This window comes from Psychrobacter muriicola 2pS, assembly GCF_904846535.1.
GTDB lineage: Bacteria > Pseudomonadota > Gammaproteobacteria > Pseudomonadales > Moraxellaceae > Psychrobacter > Psychrobacter aquimaris.
The window spans coordinates 39,583-61,704 of the sequence record NZ_CAJHBC010000011.1; the positions used below are offsets into that span (position 1 = coordinate 39,583).

The 22,122-nt window shown below is 42.9% G+C and carries 17 protein-coding genes; 10 read left to right on the forward strand and 7 right to left on the reverse strand.

Annotation, left to right across the window (positions count from 1 at the left end; all coding sequences use genetic code 11):
* Positions 1-347 precede the first annotated feature (347 nt).
* The 3 genes from JMX93_RS12980 to fadB all read right to left on the reverse strand — a co-directional run bounded on the left by JMX93_RS12980 (position 348) and on the right by fadB (position 4,935).
* Positions 348-923, reverse strand: a complete 576-nt coding sequence (locus JMX93_RS12980; protein WP_193011973.1) for an isochorismatase family protein — start codon at positions 921-923, stop codon at positions 348-350.
* Between the two features lie 432 nt (positions 924-1,355).
* A complete protein-coding gene (fadA, locus tag JMX93_RS12985) occupies positions 1,356-2,528 on the reverse strand; it encodes an acetyl-CoA C-acyltransferase FadA (RefSeq protein ID WP_193011977.1) in 1,173 nt (390 codons plus the stop codon).
* Positions 2,529-2,775: 247 nt separating this feature from the next.
* Entirely contained in the window at positions 2,776-4,935 is a 2,160-nt protein-coding gene (gene fadB / locus JMX93_RS12990) for a fatty acid oxidation complex subunit alpha FadB (RefSeq protein WP_499204966.1), read from the reverse strand.
* 758 nt (positions 4,936-5,693) lie between these two features.
* Between fadB and JMX93_RS12995 the strand changes: the two genes are divergently transcribed.
* The 3 genes from JMX93_RS12995 to JMX93_RS13005 all read left to right on the forward strand — a co-directional run bounded on the left by JMX93_RS12995 (position 5,694) and on the right by JMX93_RS13005 (position 8,360).
* Positions 5,694-6,764: a polyprenyl synthetase family protein gene (locus JMX93_RS12995; protein ID WP_499204967.1), complete on the forward strand. Its 1,071-nt coding sequence runs from the start codon at positions 5,694-5,696 to the stop codon at positions 6,762-6,764.
* A 41-nt stretch (positions 6,765-6,805) separates the two neighbouring features.
* Positions 6,806-7,624 carry a DUF72 domain-containing protein gene (locus JMX93_RS13000; RefSeq protein ID WP_499204968.1) on the forward strand — a complete coding sequence of 273 codons (819 nt, stop codon included), beginning with the start codon at positions 6,806-6,808 and terminating at the stop codon, positions 7,622-7,624.
* Positions 7,625-7,781: 157 nt separating this feature from the next.
* Positions 7,782-8,360 (forward strand): hypothetical protein, encoded by a 579-nt coding sequence (locus tag JMX93_RS13005; protein WP_025652528.1) that lies wholly within the window; start codon positions 7,782-7,784, stop codon positions 8,358-8,360.
* A 77-nt stretch (positions 8,361-8,437) separates the two neighbouring features.
* Here the strand turns inward: JMX93_RS13005 and sodB are convergent, their stop codons facing one another.
* Positions 8,438-9,067, reverse strand: a complete 630-nt coding sequence (gene sodB / locus JMX93_RS13010; RefSeq protein ID WP_443559585.1) for a superoxide dismutase SodB — start codon at positions 9,065-9,067, stop codon at positions 8,438-8,440.
* A 541-nt stretch (positions 9,068-9,608) separates the two neighbouring features.
* Here sodB and rdgB point away from each other — a divergent pair.
* From rdgB to JMX93_RS13040, 6 genes are all read left to right on the forward strand, one after another.
* Positions 9,609-10,262: an RdgB/HAM1 family non-canonical purine NTP pyrophosphatase gene (gene rdgB, locus JMX93_RS13015; RefSeq protein ID WP_499204969.1), complete on the forward strand. Its 654-nt coding sequence runs from the start codon at positions 9,609-9,611 to the stop codon at positions 10,260-10,262.
* 418 nt (positions 10,263-10,680) lie between these two features.
* Positions 10,681-12,024, forward strand: a complete 1,344-nt coding sequence (gene tig, locus JMX93_RS13020) for a trigger factor (RefSeq protein ID WP_443215670.1) — start codon at positions 10,681-10,683, stop codon at positions 12,022-12,024.
* Positions 12,025-12,491: 467 nt separating this feature from the next.
* Positions 12,492-13,139 carry an ATP-dependent Clp endopeptidase proteolytic subunit ClpP gene (gene clpP / locus JMX93_RS13025; protein WP_287045549.1) on the forward strand — a complete coding sequence of 216 codons (648 nt, stop codon included), beginning with the start codon at positions 12,492-12,494 and terminating at the stop codon, positions 13,137-13,139.
* Positions 13,140-13,255: 116 nt separating this feature from the next.
* The gene (gene clpX / locus JMX93_RS13030; RefSeq protein WP_193011994.1) at positions 13,256-14,530 is read left to right on the forward strand and encodes an ATP-dependent protease ATP-binding subunit ClpX; all 1,275 of its coding nucleotides are present in this window, start codon (positions 13,256-13,258) and stop codon (positions 14,528-14,530) included.
* Positions 14,531-14,784: 254 nt separating this feature from the next.
* The gene (locus JMX93_RS13035) at positions 14,785-15,762 is read left to right on the forward strand and encodes an SDR family NAD(P)-dependent oxidoreductase (RefSeq protein ID WP_499204986.1); all 978 of its coding nucleotides are present in this window, start codon (positions 14,785-14,787) and stop codon (positions 15,760-15,762) included.
* A 331-nt stretch (positions 15,763-16,093) separates the two neighbouring features.
* Complete coding sequence (locus tag JMX93_RS13040; protein ID WP_499204970.1) at positions 16,094-17,044, forward strand: c-type cytochrome; 951 nt, start codon at positions 16,094-16,096, stop codon at positions 17,042-17,044.
* Positions 17,045-17,147: 103 nt separating this feature from the next.
* On the opposite strand, the gene JMX93_RS13045 is transcribed toward JMX93_RS13040, so the two are convergent.
* The 3 genes from JMX93_RS13045 to argS form a co-directional block, all read right to left on the reverse strand.
* On the reverse strand, positions 17,148-18,242 hold the full coding sequence (locus JMX93_RS13045; RefSeq protein WP_499204971.1) for a PTS sugar transporter subunit IIC: 1,095 nt from the start codon (positions 18,240-18,242) through the stop codon (positions 17,148-17,150).
* A gap of 146 nt (positions 18,243-18,388) precedes the next feature.
* Entirely contained in the window at positions 18,389-19,204 is an 816-nt protein-coding gene (locus JMX93_RS13050) for an SPOR domain-containing protein (protein ID WP_499204972.1), read from the reverse strand.
* 84 nt (positions 19,205-19,288) lie between these two features.
* Positions 19,289-21,118, reverse strand: a complete 1,830-nt coding sequence (gene argS, locus JMX93_RS13055) for an arginine--tRNA ligase (RefSeq protein WP_499204973.1) — start codon at positions 21,116-21,118, stop codon at positions 19,289-19,291.
* A gap of 716 nt (positions 21,119-21,834) precedes the next feature.
* Here argS and JMX93_RS13060 point away from each other — a divergent pair.
* Positions 21,835-22,053, forward strand: a complete 219-nt coding sequence (locus JMX93_RS13060; RefSeq protein WP_045448016.1) for a DUF2788 domain-containing protein — start codon at positions 21,835-21,837, stop codon at positions 22,051-22,053.
* The last annotated feature ends 69 nt before the right edge of the window (positions 22,054-22,122 follow it).

A 22,122-nucleotide genomic window follows, 5' to 3' on the forward strand; every position in this document is an offset into this window, starting at 1 on the left:
ATTTTATGAGATAAATGATAGAAGACACCAACATCCATAGCGAAACATATCCGTTCATTAGGGCGTGTCCTCATTTTAAAAATGGTGATAAAAATGAGATAAATTGCCGTGAAGCAAGGAAAATAGCGCTGTTAATATCGTGATATGACCAAGCTATTTAACGATGTTTGACAAAATTTAGCCATTTTTAACCCATTTAAATGTTCATTGATTGAATTGAGGACATGCCCTAGGGCGTGTTGAACATTCGAGCTTGGCACTGCTGATTATTGCTTTAATTATCATCACGCCTAAAAAAATAGCGCTTATCGTATTAAGCGCCATCTTTTTAAATCTATAGGAAACGATTATTTAATCAAGTTACTAATGGTTTTAAAAGCAGGGTCTTGACTACTTCGGCATAACTCAAACAGAATGGTTTCGACCGTGGTAATCACGCCACCAGCACGGCGAATACGGCGAATCGCTTGCTTTTTATCATAAGGGAAACGTGAGCCGACCGCATCACCAATGATGACAGGTTGCATACCATTATCTAGCAAATCAAGCGCCGTTTGTAGTACACAGACATGTGTCTCTACCCCAAACAGTAAAACAATACTTCGATTTTGCTGCGCTAAATAATGCCACGAATCATTATTATCACAAGCGCTAAAGGTAACCTTTTCAAAGCTTTTAGCGTTATCGCCTTCTAATACCTCGCGTATCTCAGGTAGCGTATCGCCAAGCCCTTTTTTGTACTGCTCATTGAGCATAATAGGGATATTCAGTGCTTGTAGACCTTTAATAAGTGTCACTGCTTTTTTGACGATATTTTCATGGTCATAAATATGCGGTGTTAAGCGTTCTTGAATATCAATTATCATCGCTTGGGTATTTTCGCGAGCAATTCGATAGGTACGATCGGTAATCATAGTAGACATGGCACACTCCTTGTACGGCGGACTTTATTGTTAAAAGCTATATTAATTTTATTACTGATATTGTCTTTATTAGCCTTCCTCTCATTTAGTCATAGTTTACTGAGTGCGTCAATCGACATCCTCTTTATTAACAACTTATGAACACATTATAAATATGCGTCAACATGAATAGTCTCATATTTATAATGTATTCAATTTAAAAATCATACAGTGCTGCTGTGATAATTTTTCGAAACCTCTAGAGTGCGAAGCACACAGCAAGCGAGGGCAATTCATACCGGTATAATTCTATTTTGAACGTACCTCTTTTATATTGAATTGACTATAAATAATAAGAAGCTCAGTAAGAGAAAACTTAGCAATAAAAAACCCCTAGTATCTAACTAAGGGTTTTTATAAAAAATATTAGACTACACTTGCTAATTAGAAAGCTTAAACACGCTCAATAATAGTCGCGATACCTTGACCAAGACCGATACACATGGTCGCTAGACCAATTTCAGTATCAGACTGCTCCATCGCATTTAGCAATGTCACTGTGATACGGGCACCAGAACATCCGAGTGGGTGACCCAGAGCAATCGCACCACCATTGATGTTGACGATGTCTTGCTTGTCCGTCAAGTTCAAGGCTTTTAGGACTGATAAGCCCTGCGCTGCAAACGCTTCGTTTAGCTCGATGGTTTGAATATCATCGATGCTCATGCCAGCACGCTTCAGTGCTTTTTGAGTCGCAGGTACTGGACCGTAGCCCATGATAGCGGCATCACAACCAGCAACAGCCATACTACGAATGCGAGCACGTGGCTTTAGACCTAAATCTTTGGCTTTTTGTGCGCTCATCACTAGCATTGCTGACGCACCGTCAGATAATGCAGATGAGGTTGCCGCTGTTACTGTGCCGCCTTTTGGATCGAAGGCTGGACGTAGCTTTTGCATTTGCTCCATCGTCGCATCTGGACGAATCACTTCATCAACGGTACATAGTTGTAAGCGACCAGCAGCATCATGACCTTCGATACCAATGATTTCATTGTCAAAACGACCCTCTACCGTCGCAGCCCATGCACGGCGATGCGACTCAAGACCAAAGGCATCTTGCTCTTCACGGGTGATGTTGTTCATACGACCCAGCATTTCAGCAGTCAAGCCCATCATATTTGAGGCTTTTGCGTAATGCTTTGATGCTTCAGGGTTAAGATCAACGCCATGCATCATGCCGACGTGACCCATATGCTCGACACCACCGATGATGAAAACATCACCTTGATTGGTCATGATTTGCGCAGCGGCAGTGTGTAGCGCCTGCATAGATGAGCCACATAGACGGTTAACGGTTTGACCGCCAGCAGTCTTAGGAATACCGGCCAATAAACCAATATTACGACCGATGTTTAGACCTTGCTCTAGCGTCTGGTTAACACAGCCCCAGATGATGTCTTCTACGTCACGTGGGTCAAAGTCGTTACGCTCAACCAAGGCACGTACTAGCTCAGCTGATAAGCTATCAGCGCGAACGTGGCGGAACATACCGTTTTTAGATTTACCCATCGCTGAGCGTACGCCATCTACGATGACCACGTCTTTTGGACTTAAAACTGTCATACTATCTTCCTTTTCAATTTTTATTGTCAGTGTAGTCAGTCCACTTCATTGCTATTACCTCGTCAATCTCGCTTCAAAGTACAATAGGTTCATTTGCGCTCAATTTTCTTGTACTAACATTAAATGAAACTAACTATAATCGTACATCTGCTATTAAAGAATAGTGCCATTAAAGAGTATAGATAACTCAATCGCTCTCACTCTCAACAACAAACGTACGGCACTTTATCCTAGTAATGACTGCCCGTTACGCGGTAGCGTAAAAGGTCTCGCCTGCTGCTGCCATATCGCGAATTTTTTGCGGGGCTTCATAGGCTTTGCCAAGGTACGCATATTTTTCACACAGTGCCAAGTAGTTATCTAGACCCATTTGGTCGATATAACGGCAAGGTCCACCGCGGAATGGCGGGAAACCAACACCCATAATCATCGCCATATCGGCTTCTGACGGCGTGCTGACGATGTTGTCTTCTAGGCAACGTACGGTTTCATTACAGAAAGCTAGCATGGTACGGTCGATGATGGCTTGATCATCAAAAGTCTGCTTGTCGCTATCAGTCGTGGTTTTTAATAGTTCGTAAGTGGCTTCATCAGCAACTTTCTTTGGCTTGCCGCGTTTGTCCATCTCATACTTATAGAAACCAACGCCGTTTTTCTGACCTAAGCGTTTGTTTTCATATAAAAGCTCAATCGCACCTTTATAATCAGGCTTCATGCGGTCAGGGAAACCTTCTGCCATGACTTCAGCGCCATGAACACCAGTATCTAAACCAACCACGTCGATTAGATAAGCAGGACCCATCGGCCAGCCGAATTTTTCCATGACTTTATCGACATGAGCAAAGTCAGCACCTTGCTTAAGTAGCAAGTCAAAGGCACCAAAGTATGGGAACAAGACACGGTTGACCAAGAAACCTGGGCAGTCGTTAACCACAACTGGCACTTTGCCCATTTTTGAGGCTAGAGCAACGGTAGTCGCGATGGCTTCTTCAGAGGACTTCTCACCGCGGATAACTTCAACGAGTGGCATGCGATGTACTGGGTTAAAGAAGTGCATACCGACGAAGTTTTCTGGACGCTCAAGCGCTTCTGCTAGGAACGTAATAGAGATAGTCGACGTGTTTGACGCTAGGATACAATCGTCTTTTACCAGCCCTTCTACTTCTTTTAATACCGCACGCTTTACGTTTGGATTCTCTACCACGGCTTCAATGACGATGTCTGTTTCAGCAAAGTCGCCATAGTTAAGCGTTGGACGGATACGGCTTAAGGTTTCACCCATTTTTGCTGGGGTCATCTTGCCACGTTCGACCATTTTGCCAAGTAGCTTGCTGGCTTCGCCCATACCAAGGTCTAATTGCTCAGACTTGATATCTTTCATGATGATTGGCAAGCCTTTACTGGCTGCCTGATAAGCGATACCGCCGCCCATGATACCCGCGCCAAGTACTGCCGCTTCATTGATTTCATGTGCTTTTTTGCTGTGCTGCTTCGCTAGCTTTTTAACCAATTGATCATTTAAGAACAGACCAACCAAGCTTTCTGCTTGTGGGGTTTTAGCAGCTTTCGCAAAACCAGCAGCTTCGACTTCAATCGCTTTATCACGTGGTAAATTGACGTGCTTCTCAATTGTCTCGATAGCGATTGCTGGCGCTGGGTACTGCTTAGGATTGGCTTTGGCAAAGATCATACCTTTTGCACTATTAAATGCCATCGCTTGCTCAAGCTGGTTTAGCTTAACAGGGACCAGCTTATCTTCACGCTTCGCTTTCCAATCAAGCTCACCTGAGATACATTTTTTGACCAAATCAATAGCCGCATCTTGCAAGTCATCAGCAGGTACGGTTGCATCAACCAAGCCTAACTTTAGCGCATCAAGTGGTTTTTTTGGTGTACCAGTGGCGATAAGCTCAAGCGCATTGTCGATACCGATGACACGGGTAGTACGAACCGTACCACCAAAACCTGGGAAGATACCCAATTGGGTTTCTGGTAGACCGATGATGGCTTTGTCGCTCATGACGCGATATTCACAAACCAAAGTCATCTCACAACCACCGCCAAGCGCTGCACCATTAATAGCAGCAACTTTTGGAAATGGCAGGTCTTCAAAACGATTGAAAGCGTCATTGACATGAATCACCCAATCTTTGATCTCGCTTTCTGATTTTTTGAAAGAAGCCACAAACTCTGTGATATCAGCACCAGCGATAAACACGCCTTTGCCTGACGTCACGATCAAACCTTTTACGTCGTCAGCTTTTTCTAAAGCAGTAACCGCTTCGCCAAATTGCTTATTGGTCTCAGCATCAAACTTGTTCACGCTCTCATTTTCGGCGTTGTACTGCATGTTGGCGATGCCATCCTCTAGCATTGTCACCGTGATGCGATTTCCTTGGTATACCATTTGGAACTCCTTGCTATATAACGAAAGCTACGTTTTAAAATTAAAATAAATAGCCAGTTATTGTTAGTAAAACGAGTAATAACACTGCCAATATACTGTGTTATAAAGTCAGTATAGAGTAAGCAGTGAAGATGTATTTATTATCCAGCGCTCATGGTTATATATTCATTTTTTATGCTTAATGTTACCGCGTTAGCACAAGTGAATACGGCGCTTCATTTATATATACTGTTACCAGTACTGATATTGAACATACTAAAATTAAAAATACGGACTGAGATTTGAGCAAATTTTCCGCTGAAATAAGCATGCAAACACCCAGCCCTGAATCATCAGATCATTTTTACGTCAATTAGTGTAGGGGATTATGCCCCTGACTGTCACAAGCTAATACCATACTCACAAGTCACTCTTAAATCAGCAGCAGCCCTTTACCTGACTATTAATGTGCTTTAAGTGACGGTTTGTATACTGAAATTGTATACTAAAAACCGGTCTTTTAAAGATTATAATGACAGATGCCTACCATCACACGCCATCACACGCTTAACTTGATTCTTTATCAAAACATATTCACCGACTAAGTTAAATCACCAATACGTAACGAGGGCTTGTTGTATTATCTCGGCGTGCTTAACCGAATTTTTAACAGTAAGCTACCAAAAATACGGCATTGATGATGCTCACCCCATAAGCTATATAATCTATCATGCTACACTAGCGATATTTTTATTATTCACCTGATAAATGGTTGGGTTATGACTGTTTCTTCTACGCCAAGCTTTATGTCTTTCGATAGTTTTGATAACAACACCGAGCAATTTCACAGTGCCGTGCGCGCCCAACTGGCACAAGATATCGACGTGCTGTTTGCTTATGCCAAACTGCCCAGTCCGCTGATTGATGCCTGCCGTTATGTGATGACGGGTCAAGGCAAACTGGTACGCCCATTATTGGTCGCCAGTGCCTTTGACAGTGTCAATCATAGCAATGCTAATAATACCGCTAACGATGCCAATAAAAGCCCTGATAAAAAAATCAATCAAAATAACGATTTGGAAGAGCTATTAGAAAATGACTCAGATTATGATATGGCACGCCGTGCGGCATTAGCAGTAGAGCTTTTGCATACCTACTCATTGGTGCATGATGATTTGCCATGTATGGACGATGATGATCTACGTCGTGGACAGCCGACGGCGCATATCGTCTTTGAAGAATCGACTGCCCTACTCGCTGGTGACGTATTACAGACGCTAGCCTTCGAAGTATTGACCGCAGAAATGCCAACCTTTTCGCCGTTCGATGCGAATATCGCAAGCCAGCTCATCGCGATATTTGCTCCGCGTGCACGACGTATGGTATCTGGTCAAATGCTCGACCTGAATGCCGAAGCCAGTGCCAGTATCATGCAGGAGGATTTAGAAGCCATTCACCGTGATAAAACAGGTGCGTTAATTGAGGCGGCCATGCTCATGGGCGGCGTCTGTGCTGGTGCAACTGCTCCACAGCGTATGGCATTGCAAGAGTGTGCCCAACATATTGGTCTTGCCTTCCAAGTCCAAGACGACGTGCTAGATGTCACAATGACGACTGACACCCTTGGTAAACCTGCTGGCAGCGATGAAAAATTAGACAAATCTACCTATGTGAAATTGATGGGTGTCGAAGACGCGACTAGCTATGCGCAATCACTATTTAATGACGGACGCACAGCCATCATTCGTGAACTGAGTCATCATGAATCAAGCAGTTGCGAGCTTGGCAATGACGCAAACAATGATGCTTTACTGGCATTAATAGAATGGCTATGGGCACGTAAAAAATAGCCAAAAATTTAATCATCAAAGAACGGCAGTGAGTGGTCAACATGGACAGTAACCCTACCCCGCGTATTTACCTCGGCACTGGTGGCTATAGCGATACCGATTTGCTCGGTACGCTGTATCCCACTGGTACCAAAAAGACCGACTTCCTACGTGAATATACCAAGCAATATGGCGCAGTCGAAATTAATAGCACCTTCTACGCGCCGATTGGACAAAAAGCCTTTGCGGGGATGGTGGACAAAGCCTACGCGCAGGCCGACAGTGAATTAAAATTTGCCGTTAAACTGCATCAAGACTTTACTCATGCGCGCAAGGGTACTGCCGAACATGCACAAGCTTTCCTGACTGCGCTAACGCCACTTATCGAAGCCAATGCTTTAGCGCCTTTATTACTCCAGTTCCCACACGGCTTTGATCGTACTCGTGAGCATCGTCTCTATTTAGCAGAGCTTGTCAGTTGGTTTAAAGACTATCCTTTGGCGGTTGAGTTTCGCCACAACGGCTGGCATACCCCGCAAGTGGTCGATAGTTTTGCACAGCAAGGGCTGATTTGGTGTAGCGTCGATTACCCCAAAGTCGGTGGATTGCCCCCATCACGATTGATATTCACTGAGCGTACTGGCTATCTGCGAATGCATGGCAATAACCTGAACTGGTGGGATGCGATGAGCGCGGCTGACCGTCATGATTATCGTTATAGCGAGGCGGAGATGCAGGATTGGGCACAAGCGATTGCTAATCAGCGTCAGCACTTTGATACGCTTTATATTTTCTTTCAAAACACTGTCAATGCGCATGCTTATTATAATATTGCGATGCTGCGAGAAGCGTTGGGTAAGTTTGGGTTTGAGGTGTTGTAGGATTAAGTTTAAATAATAATCTTAACTATATTTGTAGGCTGGTTTTTTTAACCCAGCTTTAAAACTTTATAAAGACACAGTGCTGGGTTAAAAGCCCAGCCTACGTCTACTACGCTATCTACAGCCTGAATTTACGTTTCCTGAGGAGGAATATAATATGATGGATCCCGAAATAATAAAAATAAATATCGAGCAAGAGATAGATGGATTCGAACGGACAACTCTTACTCGACTATTAAGTAGTTTTGAAAGTATTGAATTAGAAGCTATAGAAAAAAGAAAGCTATTTCTTGAAAAGAAATCAAAGAGTCTTGATCCTGACATAGATGATGTAGGAATGATAGAAGAAGATGCTTATTTTGAGGAAGTTAATCACTTTTTGATTGAACAAGAGTTAAAGCAAGAGTTTTTAAATTCTACAGCAGTCTGGTTATTTCATCTTTTTGAGCGACAAAAAATAAGAGCATTTGGTTCAGCCGATACTGATATATTGAAGCCTCTATTAGCTCAAGATAATTATGATCTTGATTCCTGTTCTGATTGGAAAGCACTGAATAAAGAGTTAAGGTATGTTGCTAATGTGATAAAGCACGGATTTGAGGGTGACTCTGGACGCAATTTAAATAAATATTTTCCAAACCTTATAGTTAACGAAAGTGTCGTTTTGACCAAAACTGATATTCAGCGTTACATCAAAGCTTTGAGAAATTTCTGGACAAAAGCATTAGAAGACTAATCAGAAACATATTAAACCAAAAAAAAGGACACCTCTCGGCGTCCTTTTTTATTAATCAAATACTTAGTAGCTAAAGCTTATGCTTCAACACCAGCATCTTGACCTTTATATTTTGCGTTTGCATAGTCCCAGTTCACTAGCTTGTCTAGGAACGTGTCAACATAGTCAGGACGACGGTTACGGTAATCTACATAGTACGCATGTTCCCATACATCACAAGTCAATACTGCGATTTGGTCATGTGCAAGTGGGGTATCAGCGTTAGCAGTTTTAGCGATTGACAATTTGCCACCGACTTTGTCAGCGACTAGCCATGCCCAACCTGAACCAAACTGAGTCAATGCTGCATTTTTGAACTCTTCACGGAACTTGTCATAGCTACCGAAGTCTTCTTCAATTTTAGCTTTTAGATCGCCAGTAGGTTCGCCACCGCCATTTGTTGGCGTCATGCAGTTCCAATAGAACGTGTGGTTCCATACTTGGGCTGCTTGGTTGAACATACCTTGCTTGCTGTCATCTTTAGCGGTTGCTACGATGATTTCTGACAACGTTTTGTCTTCTAGACCAGAACCTGGTAGCAATTCGTTGAGCTTAGTCACGTATGCATTATGATGCTTGTCATGATGGTATTCTAGCGTCTCGGCACTGATATGTGGCTCTAGCGCATCTTTTGCATATGGTAGGTCTGGCAATGTAATGTTTGACATAATTATTTTATCCTTGCTGTTTAGCCGTTAGTTTATGAAAACTTATTATAGAGACTGAATTTTACGCTATTTTTACGCCGCAAAAAACACTATAAAATAGCGGACTAAATTGGCTGAGTTTATTGTTTGAAATGAACTTTATCGCTTGATACACGGTATTGCTTAGTACAATATCACGTATCATTATGAATCCAAAATTAACCTAGCGGTTACTTATTGCTATTATTCTTAGTCCAAAAGCCAAGTCTTTGACTATACAGACTTTTATTAACTTAATATTCACAAGCTATAAGATATATTTCACTGTAGCTTGTCGCCTATTATAGCAACAGTGACCAATAATATCAGTTACCAAATGTTATAGCCCGTACAATCTGCATAGTAATTGGTTATTTATTTAACGATGACTTTATACCTTATGAAACCACGCGCTATCAATACTGGCACGACTATTAAGATCAATCAATACAGTATCTATAAAAATATCAAAAGACAAAATTAGACTGACTAAATCATCACCTTTACATAACGGAATGACCTTATGAGTACCAATAATACCTCCCAACTCGCTACCCAATCGACATCAGATAACCAATGGGTGCTTGCCAGTAATAATAAAGGCAAACTGGCTGAGTTCAAAAGATTGTTTGCCGAAGCTAACTTAGACGTGACCATTATTCCACAAGGTCAGCTCGATATCGAAGATGCGATTGAGGACGGCCTGAGCTTTGTAGAAAATGCCATTATCAAGGCACGCCATGCCAGCCGTATCAGCGGACTGCCTGCCATTGCTGATGACTCAGGACTGTGTGTGCCAGTATTAGGTAATGCACCCGGCATTTACTCTGCCCGCTATGCTGGCGAGCATGGTAATGATGGCAGGAATAACACCAAGCTCATTGCTGACTTACAGCCTATTCGTACTGAGCACGCTAACGAGCCTATTAGAGGATTGTTTGTTTGCGTACTGGCGATGGTGCGCCATGCTGATGATCCGCTACCAATTATCGCGCAAGGTCTATGGCAAGGTGAGATTTTGCAGGCACCGCATGGTGAAGGTGGTTTCGGCTATGACCCATTGTTTTGGTTACCTGAATTGCAAGCCAGTGCGGCGAGTCTAAGCGCTGCTGATAAAAATAGCATCAGTCATCGTGGTCAGGCGATTCAGCAGTTATTGGCACAACTGCCTTTATAGGTGCTCTTATAAAGGTGAGAAACATAAGTAAACATCCCGTTAAAGAGATAATTTTTACTTTAATAAACAGATAGATTATACTGTTCTACTTTTAAAATTTTGTTGAAAGCCGTTATTTGGCTGTATAATTCACCAAAAAGCGTTATTATGCGGTGCATTAACGGTTTATGATTGATATATGATAGCGCTCATTATTAAGATGAACAGTTTCACATTTTAGTATCAATCAGCGCCAGTGTGACCAAAGGCGATTGCTCAAGGTACTGACTTTGACATTGCGCGCTATCGCTATCCCCTATTTATTCCAACGGCAACCCGTGATACATGCCCGTAATTTGAGGCACGGTTTGTCTATTACCATTTAACCCTAAGTACTATTCAATCAAACGTACTATTTAATCTTAAAGGTGTAATGAACATGGCTACAGATTTACAAGTCACAACCAACAAGCTATCTAATAAAGAAACTCAGCTAACGGTTAAAGTACCCGTTGAAAAAATTCAAAACAAAGTCGAAGGCCGTATTCGCCAAGTTGCGAAAACTGCCAAGATTGACGGTTTCCGTAAAGGTAACGTCCCTATGTCACACATCCGCTCACAGTACGGTGCTGGCATTCAACAAGAAGTTATCAACGACGTTATCCGTGATACCGTTTTTGAAGCGATCAAATCTGAAGACATCCGTGCGGTTGGCATGCCTAACATCGATGATGTGAAACTTGAAGATGATTTCTTGGTCTATCAAGCCACTGTCGAAATCTTCCCAGAAGTAGACGTACAAGGTATCGATGAGATCGAAGTTGAGCGTCACACTGCTAAAGTGAGCGAAGAAGACGTCGACACCATGATCGAAAACCTTCAAAAGCAACGTGAAGAGTTCGTTGAGAAAAAAGGCATGGCGGCGAAAGATAACCAAGTGACTTTTGACTTTGAAGGTTCAATCGACGGCGAAAAATTTGAAGGCGGTTCAGCTGAAGACTTCAAACTAGTCATCGGTAGCAACCAAATGATCCCAGGTTTTGAAGCTGGTATCAAAGGTATGAAAGCTGGCGAAGAAAAAACCATCGACGTAACTTTCCCAGAAGATTATCAAGCTGAAAACTTAGCAGGTAAAGAAGCACAGTTCAAAATCAACGTAAAATTGGTTGAAAAATCTAAGCTACCTGAAATCGATGATGCGTTCCTTGAGCTATTCGGTGTAAAAGAAGGCGGCGTTGAGAAGCTGAAAGAAGATGTACGCAAAAACATGGAACGCGAAATCAAAAACGCTGCGCGTAGCCAAGTTAAGCAAGCAACTTTTGACGCATTGTTAGAAAAGAACGAGTTTGACGTACCAAACGCGATGCTAGAGCAAGAAATCGAGCGTCAACGCAACATGATGATGCAACGTTTTTCTCAGCAGTTCGGTGCCAATGCTGATAGCTTTGATAAAGACATGCTGCCAAATGAGCTATTTGAAGAGCAAGCGCTACGTGCTGCCCGTCTTGGCATCATCGTTGCCCGTGTTATCGACACCAAAGGCTTAGAAGTAGATCAAGAGCGCGTTGAAACCTTCATCAAAGAAGCCGCTGAAAACTACGAAGATCCAGCAGAAGTGATCGAATACTACACCAATGACAAGCAGCAGCGCGCTAACATTGAGTCTGTTGTATTAGAAGACCAAGTGGTTGATTATCTAATCGAGCAAGGTAAAGTGACTGATAAAGAAGTGAGCTACCAAGACTTGCTAGCTGCACAGCAACAACAGCAGCAAGGCATGTAATTTAGTGAGATAACTTGGCAATTTGCCATTCAATGGCACTCATTGCTAATTGCAATCTAAAAATTCTCTGACACAGTGCCCTAACAAATTTGTTAGGGCATTTTTATTGGGGATTTATATGCTATCTTTATGGACCGTTTATAACCAAGCCCCTTGATAAATGGTTACAGACGCCTTATTAATAGGGAGTCACTCATGTTATGAATAGAAAGTCATTTTTCACATTAATAAGTTACTATTGCCTCAATAAAAAAGTTACCATTAGCTCAATTATTTTTAGCGACAGCTGGCGCTTATTATTTCAGCCAGCTAATATTATTAAAAAGCGGCAACATCTAGCATGATGAGCAGCCATACAAGCGTAGCCGCTCGCTAGCTTCAATCCCTTTATTTTATGTACTTATAAATAGGACATCTTTATGACAGATTATGATCGCATCACTGCCAACCCACATTTTGATATGCTGATGAGTGCGCACAATGACGCACAAGGCATGCAATATACCCAAAGCGCTCCTCAAGCTGCGTTGGTGCCAATGGTCGTTGAACAATCCTCTCGCGGTGAACGCTCGTTTGATATTTTCTCACGCCTATTACGTGAGCGCGTTATCTTTTTGACCGGTCAAGTCGAAGACCATATGGCCAATCTAATTGTCGCGCAGTTGCTATTTTTAGAAGCGGAAAACCCAGACAAAGACATTCATTTATATATCAATTCACCAGGCGGCTCAGTGAGTGCAGGCTTGGCGATCTTTGATACCATGAACTTTATCAAACCTGAAGTATCGACCATCTGTATGGGCGGCGCTTATAGCATGGGCTCGTTCTTGCTCGCGGCTGGTCAAAAAGGCAAGCGTTATTCTCTTGCCAATGCTCGTGTCATGATTCATCAGCCTTCAGGCGGCGCACAAGGTCAAGCAACCGATATCGAAATTAATGCTCGTGAAATTCTAAAAACGCGTGCCCGTTTAAATGAGATTTTGGCAGAACGTACTGGTCAACCATTAGAAAAAATTGAAAAAGACGTTGAGCGCGACTTTTGGTTAGATGCTCGCGAGGCTAAAGAGTACGGTCTGGTCGATGAAGTATTAGAGCGCCGCCCTGCTTCTTTATAATTACCGCATAAGAGCAAAAGCTTTGATGGGCATCAAAAGCCTGAGCGTTATACGTTTTGGCTTTGATGTAAAAAATCAAAATATTTGTAAGTTTTAAATTTTAGGAGTGCCTTTATATGGCAGAAGATAACACCCCGCATTGCTCGTTTTGCGGCAAAGCCAAAAGCGATGTACAGCAGCTGATTGCCGCTGACGATGCCAATATCTGTAATGAATGTATTGAGCTATGTACCGATTTAATCGCTGACAGCGCTGAAGATGGCGATGATGACAGTGAAATTGATACCTCTTGGGTCAATAAAAAACTACCAACGCCAAAAGAATTACGTGCCAAGCTTGACGAATATGTTATCGGACAAGACGCCGCCAAAAAAGCCCTAGCCGTTGCTGTTTATAACCATTACAAGCGTCTAAAAGTTAGCCAAACCTTAGCCAAAGACAGTAAAAAAGCGAAGATTGGTGCTGACGATGCCATGGTTGAATTGGCTAAAAGCAATATCTTGCTGATTGGCCCAACGGGTTCTGGTAAGACCTTACTGGCGCAAACCTTGGCGCGTCTGCTTGATGTGCCTTTTGCAATGGCGGATGCGACGACCTTAACCGAAGCAGGTTATGTCGGTGAGGATGTCGAAAACATAGTGCAAAAGCTATTACAAGCATCAGATTACGATGTCAGTAAAGCGGAACAAGGTATTATCTATATCGATGAGATTGATAAAATTAGCAAAAAAGGCGACAACCCATCTATCACGCGCGACGTGTCAGGCGAAGGCGTACAGCAGGCGTTGCTAAAACTCATCGAAGGTACCGTTGCTGCTATTCCGCCGCACGGTGGGCGCAAACATCCACAGCAAGAGCTGATCCAAGTTGATACGAGCAACATCTTAATCATCGTTGGTGGCGCATTTGCGGGTCTGGATGCGGTTATTCAGCAGCGTACAGAAAAAGGCGGTATTGGTTTTAACGCCGATGTCAGCTCAAAAGATGACAGCCGTCGTAGCTCTGATTTGCTGCAACAAGTTGAACCAGAAGATTTGATTAAATTTGGCCTTATCCCTGAGCTTATTGGTCGTCTACCTGTCATTGCAGCGCTACAAGAGCTTGATGAAGAAGCCTTGGTACAGATTCTTACTGAGCCTAAGAATGCTTTGGTAAAACAGTACAAGTATCTGTTTGATATGGAAGGTGCTGAGATTAACTTTACGCAAGAAGCACTTGATGCCATTGCCAAAAAAGCCATGGAGCGTAAAACAGGTGCACGTGGACTGCGTTCTATCGTAGAAAATGCCTTGCTTGAAACCATGTATGAGTTACCTTCGATGGAAAATGCCAAAACCGTACTGGTTGACGCAGAAGTGATTAATGAAGGTAAAATCCCTAAGATTGCTTAATTCATCACTGGATAAATATCGTTCAGTGTTGTTAATGCGTTATTAAAAAAAGCGTCTGGCTTTATAAGCTAAGACGCTTTTTTATGTCTGGCTATCTTGAATTATAAATGACTTAAAAATGACAGCTGCGTTTATCAATCGTTCACAGCTTAAACCGTAAAGCATGCTAAGGTAAATATGCTCTCCACACCTATCACTGATGATACAAAGGACTGTTTATCATGCTTAACCATATGACTTCTATCGCAACCTCAATGCGTCAATACCTACCTTTTAATACCAATAAAGACCAAGATATTGCGCCTTATTACTGCAACCACGTCGCCGCTATCACCGGTGCTGGCTCTGGTATGGGACGCGAGCTGGCGATCCACTTAGCACAAATGGGTTGTCATGTTGCTCTCTCTGATATCAACGCGGTGCAACTGGCACAGACCAAAGAATTGCTCGTCGGTTATGACATCAAAGCGACCATGACGGTACTTGATGTATCAGACCATAAAGCCGTGGAAGCGTGGGCAGACAGCGTCATGGCAGACCATGGCAAAGTGAACTTTATCTTTAATAATGCGGGCGTGGCATTATATTCTACGGTCGAAGGCAGTAGCATTAGCGAGCTTGAATGGGTAATGGACATCAATTTTTGGGGCGTGGTTTACGGCACCAAGGCATTTTTACCGTTGATTAAAAATAGTGTCAAACAAAGCGAATCGACGAATGGTAGCAATAAAAACAAATCGCGCCAATTTAACGAGCATGGTCACATCATTAATATCTCAAGTCTGTTTGGCTTAACCGCGCAGCCGTCGCAGTCTGCGTATAACGCCAGTAAATTTGCTGTACGCGGTTTTACCGAAAGCTTACGCCAAGAGTTAGATATTCAGCGCTGCGGCGTGTCAGCGACCTGTATTCATCCCGGCGGGATTAAAACCAATATTGCCAATAGTGCCCGTGGTAATGACAGTATTAATGATATTGGCATGCGTACTGGCCCCAAAGCCATTCGAAGCTTTAATAAATTTCTGAAGTTTGATGCAAGCAATGCCGCTTGGATTATTTTGCAGGCTGCCGCGACCAATCAACCACGCTGCCTAATTGGTAACGATGCCAAGATAATCGACGCGGTACAGCGTGTATTTCCCGCTAGTTATAGCAAGGTGCTGAACGATATCCATAAGCTCTCTCGTAAGCTAAAACCACGCCGCCATAAAAAATCAAGCACGACAAAGTAATGTATCTTAAGAATACTTGCCCACAAAAAAGCGCTTAAATATTATCAATATTTAAGCGCTTTTTTTGATCGATAGAATTTTGAATATTTTTTTCAACACTGTTTTTCATACCGTATGAAATTAATTTATGTCTAACTTAAGCCAAAACACTTTATCTATTTATATACTTTAATTATTTAATATTTGGTACAATTATGTTTCTAGCAACTTACAGATTGATTGCTCATTCAGATTTTTTGCACAAAAATTAAGATTACTTCTGTCATCATGACAGTTAAATTATCACATAAATATATTATTACATATTATTTTTGATAATAAGGATATTCCAATGAAAACACTTTTAGGGGTCAAATCCTCTTCCTCCTTTTTACTGGCTGCTGTCTTTGCTATTGGTGCGGTTAGCCTGTCAGGCTGTAGTGAAAAAGACACCAAGGCTGTCGATCGTGTCGAAGAAGCTGAAGCATTGGCCCGAGTTAAATCACTTGAGGCACGTGCCGCCGAAATTAAAGACGAAATGGCCTCAAATCCAAGTGCCAAACTAACCGTCAGCATGCCAGATGAGTCCACTATTCCAGATGATGAGTTCGGCGCAGCAGTACGTCGCGGCTTACAAATCGCCAATCATACTTATAAAGAGCTGCCTGACAATGTCGGCAACCAGTTGAACTGTACCAGCTGTCACTTGGGTAATGGCTCAGAGGCCTACGCGGCGCCTTGGAATGGTATGCCGGGCATTTATCCTATTTATCGGTCACGTGCTGGTCGCGTTAATTCAATACAAGAACGCATCAACGGCTGTTTTGAACGCTCAATGAATGGCAAAGCGCTTGATCTGGGTTCAGATGATATGAATGCGATGGTGTCTTATATGAGCTGGCTATCACAGGGCTTGCCTTACGGTGTCTCGCCTGAAGGTCGCGGTTTTGTTAAGGTAGACAAAACTTTAGAGCCAAATACAGACAATGGCAAAAAGCTGTTTGCTGAAAAATGTAGCGTTTGTCATGGTGAAAATGGCGAAGGTCAATATAATGAAGATGGCACTTATATCTATCCCGCAGTAGCTGGAGACAAGTCCTTCAACGATGGCGCAGGTATGGCGCGAACTTATACAGCAGCGGCCTTTATCAAAGGCAAAATGCCCTTTGGTCAAGGTAACTCGCTTAGTGACCAAGAAGCAGTCGATATTGCCGCTTACTTTACCCATCTGCCACGACCTATCAAAGCCAATAAAGACAAAGATTGGCCAAATGGTGATGCCCCTAAAGATGTACGCCGCTAATTTTAAGCACCTTTGAAAATTACCATAAAAAAGCCCAGCTACTTAAATAGTTGGGCTTTTTTATAATTGATAGTTAGGACAATTTGCGTCCTTTATCTTTAATTTAAGGCAGCTTCATATCACCATCAACCAGCCAGCCCATACGGCGCATCACATAAGCGACTACACCTGCAATTAGGGCAGGTAATACAAACATCAACAAAATAATCGCTGTCCATAATTGACCCGCACTCATGATTTCTTGTGACGCTTCAATCACCCCAAATACGCCGACCAATCCAGCGGTGCCCATACCTGCACCCGTTGCCGTACATGCCAGTCCAAAACCTACTGTCGCGATAGGACCAACGATGGCGCTGGCAATCACAGCAGGCAACAACACCAGCGGCTTTTTTAATACATTAGGAATCTGCAACATACTAGTGCCCAAACCTTGAGATATCACGCCACTGACGCCGTTGTCTTTAAAGCTTGCAACGGCAAAGCCAATCATGTGTGCCGCACAGCCTACTACTGCTGCCCCACCTGCTAAGCCGCCAAGCCCAATTGCGATACAAATAGCAGCGCTGGACGTTGGCAATGTCAATAAAATACCCACCACCACTGCAATCACAATACCCATTAACAGAGGCTGTAACTCAGTAGCCGCTTGAATACCTTGGCCAATGGCAGCGACAGCAGCGACGATAGGTGGATTCAGTAGTGCACAAACTGCTAATGCTACCGCGCATACCAATAAAGGAACCAGTAGAATATCAAGCTTGGTTTTGCCAGCGACCCAAGTACCAGCACGATAAGCAAATACCGAGGTCAAGTACGCCCCTATCGGATTGCCCGGTAACGCGACAAAGGTCGCAGGCCCGTCTACTTGGGGCGTAAATAACGTCCCTGCCATTAATGCTTCAGAGTGTGCGCCAAGCATACCCGCCACCAAGCAGCTGAGCATGACGAGTGTTGGTGCTTTAAGGTAATAAGCAATACCCACCCCGATACCTGCACCCATTAGTACTGAGGCAAGCTTGCCCACCGCGACCAATGCGGGCAAATCTAACCAACCACCGATTTGCGAGATGATTAAACCAGCAATCAATGTGACAAATAGCCCTAACGCCATGCCAGTGAAAGCATCAATAAAATACTTTTGGAAAAATGCTTTAATGAGGCCAGTAGGCGGTGTTACTGAATGAGAGACTGTCATAGCCACGCTCTTTATGAAATTTTTGATGAGAGATAATAAACCAACAGAAAAAATAACTTTGCTAAAAATTAGAGATAAAAAAAACGTCATTGCGACGCTTTTTTTATTATTAATAAAGAACTAAAACTGCTATCAAATAGCGCAACTTAACGACGCTGTTCAACGATGATGGAATCAATGCCATTATTTTGTAAGCGCTGCTGAGCAGTGGTTACTGCTTGGCGATTATTCATCGGGCGAGAAATAACCTGATAAATTGGCAAACCATTACCCGTCGTATTCTTAACCACTCTAGCGTCTACACCCGCCATCAGCACTTGGGCACGGCGACGATCTGCCTCATCCGCATCACCGAAGCTATTGATCTGCAAAATGTAAGTTGCAGCAGGCTTTGCGGCCTGAACGCTAGCAGTACCTGCGCCTGTATTATTGGTAGAAGCACTATTACTACTAGTAGGCGTCGATCCATCATAGGTCGCGTCTTCTTCAACGATTACGATGTCGTCGCCGTTATTACTGGTAGCAGCGTTATTGCCACCGCTGGGCGAAATCACCGTATTTTCAGAGATACCAAAGTTACCGGTATCATCATTGCGACTGGCTGAGCCATCTTCAGGTTGAGTCACCACCACATCAGGCTCAAAGGCACTGATATCCCCTATACGATCATTGCCTGTTTCAGCAATGTCTTCATCAGGAATAGTCGCCATCTCTTGATTGGGCAAAATATCATAAAACTCATAATCGCCATTATCGGTATCAGTGTCGACACGTGGCTGTACCTGACGATCAGGATCATTACCAGCGGTGCTGTCAGCGGGACTGAAGTCAAATAATGGTGACAAGTATATGAAGACCCCTATCATAAGGGTCAATACAGCCCCGACAAACATCCACAATAAGCCGGATACGCTACTTGTTTTGCGTTTTTCAGTCGCACCTTTAGGTTTTTTGGCTAGCATGGATCTGGTTCTCCCTACTGAATCTAACTATCATCAAATTATGGCTGGCAGTCATCTATACTCATACTACATGTTAGAAAGTTACTACATGCTAGACGGTGCCGACAACCCTAATAAACTAAGACCATTGGCCAATACTTGGCGTACTGCCTTGGACAAACGCAAACGGGCTTGCATCAAATCCATCTCATTCGAGCTTGGTATCTCACCTGACGTCAAGCTCACTGGTAAGATGCGATTGCTGTCATACCAGCCGTGGAATAATGCGGCCAACTCTTTCAGATAGTTGGTCAATACATGCGGCTCATAACCCGTCGCGGCACGCAATAATGTCGCTGGATATCCTGCTAATAATTTAATTAGCTCATCTTCGTTTGGTGCGCTAAGTAAGTTTTGATGTTCTAAACCAATCGTATCGTCTACCACAAGACCACTGTTCTGTAGCTTTTCTAATACTCGGCAAACACGGGCATGCGCATACTGAATGTAATACACTTGATTGTCTTTGCTTTGTGATTTAGCCAGCTCCAAATCAAAATCAATATGCACTTCAGGCTTACGGGCGACATAGTAAAAACGCGCTGCATCATTACCAACTTCGGTACGTAAATCGCGCAGGGTGACAAATTGACCTGAACGCGAGGACATTTGTACTTTTTCACTGCCACGCCATAGTGCAACAAATTGCACAAGCACCACATCTAAACGCTCAGCATCAATACCAAGAGCCAATAAAGCGGCTTTTACGCGTGGCACATAACCATGGTGATCAGCACCCCAAACATTCACCACTTTATCAAAACCACGATCAAATTTGTTTTTGTGATATGCAATATCAGAAGCAAAATAAGTAGATTGACCATTAGCACGGCGCACCACACGGTCTTTTTCATCACCAAAATCGGTTGATTTGAACCAAATATTACCGTCTTTTTCGTATAGGTAGCCTTTTTCATCTAAGGTTTGCAAGACTGGCTCAATCTCGCTATCAATAGAACGTTCGCTAAACCAGCACTCGTAGCGCACACCAAAGTCGTTTAAGTCATCCTTGATATCGGCTAAAATACTGCTCAATGCCGCATTTAAAAACAGCTCATAACCCTCACCAAGCAAGGCTTTACTGTTGGCAATCAAACCATCAATATGCGCTTCTTTGTCACCTGCTAGCAGTGTTTTTTCGCCGTCCGCATTGATCTCAAACTCAGCATCTGCTGGCACATCTTTGGCGATTGCTGCAAAGCTATGAACGTAATGATCGCCGTGTTGCGCTTTTAACGTTTGGGCGATGTCACTGACATAATCACCTTGATAGCCATTAACTGGGAAAATTATTTGCTCGCCATTCGTTTCCAGATAACGCAAATAGGTACTGGTCGCCAAGATGTCCATTTGCCGACCCGCATCGTTGACATAGTACTCACGCGTGACATCATAACCAATCGCTTCAAGCAGGTTTGCCACGCTCATACCGAACGCTGCACCGCGACCATGACCAACGTGCAAACTTGACGTTGGATTGGCAGAGACAAACTCAACCTGAATTTTTTGCCCGTCAAACTGATCGCTTAAACCAAAGCGATCTTGCAAGGCAAAGATATCATCTAATACCGCAAACTTGGCTTCCGCATTTAAGAACACGTTAATAAAACCTGGACCTGCGATTTCCACTTGGCGAATGTCTTGGTTTTCAGGCAGCGCATTGACAATTTTTTCAGCAAGCTGACGTGGATTGGCCTTGGCAGCTTTGGCAGCTGTCAGCGCAATATTACTGGCAAAATCACCGTGGCTTAAGTCTTTAGTACGGGTGATTTGGCTATTATTTTGCCAGTCAGCTGGTAGGGTGCCATCTGCTTGTAGGGTTTGAATCGCATCGTTAAATAGTGATGCAAGTGTATCAATTTGGGCTTGTGACATAAGGATTTGAACTCGGTTAAATAAACAACAAAAACGGTATAAAAATGTGGCGAATGTGAGCAGCCGATAACTGCCTATTATAATAGCGACCAACATTACAGGGAGTAAAATAATACAAAAAGATAAGTAACCTGTAAATATAACAATCTTTGCCCTGTATTGCACCATTTGCACCAAAATTAGCACTAAAATCTTACGGTTATGACAGTTAATACTAATAATTGAGGTGACTAGGCCGTGTCCTCATTTTTAAAATGGTGATAAAAATGAGATAAATTGCCGTCAAACAAGAAAAGTAGCACAAATAATATTGAGATATTAATAAGCTGTTTGACGAAGTTTGGCAAAATTTAACCATTTAGAGGATAATCGATTGAATTGAGGGCGAGCCATACTAATAGGCTTGTCTGTGCTCTCGTTCACTATAAAGAAGATTGAGATGGACTCAATAGATTGGGATTTAGAACTGATACTGATCAGTCAGCCCTGCAAATTGTAGCGTTACTGTTGCCTCATACTTAGCAGCAGTTTATACCTGCTCGCTTCCGCGTTATAATAACGGTTTGTATTGCTGCCTGCTTATTTCTTATTTATTTTATAGATTATCGCTTATTTTATGAATGGCGATACATCACTCTGAGGGTAACGATTATCAGAAGAACAATAAAATAATAGAGGTGAATAGAGGCGGCGTTGCTATTTTATAGGATTATGCCATGTTTGCTATTGCTGCTAGTACCGTCACCAGTTGGGGACTGTACGTTTTATTGCCAATCTTCATCGCCTTCTTGTTTTTTATTATGTGGGATATTTCTAAAGAATCTCAAGCTGGGCGCGCGGGGACATTTTGGATCTTCTTAGCATTAGGCGCAGGGTTTGTAGGCTTCTTACTCAAGTTATTGTTAGAAGTCGCTTTTAAAAGATGGTTGATATAATTTTTATATAACTAGGGCGTGTCCTCACTGTCAATGATAGGTAATAAACACCTAGCCTATCACTGATAA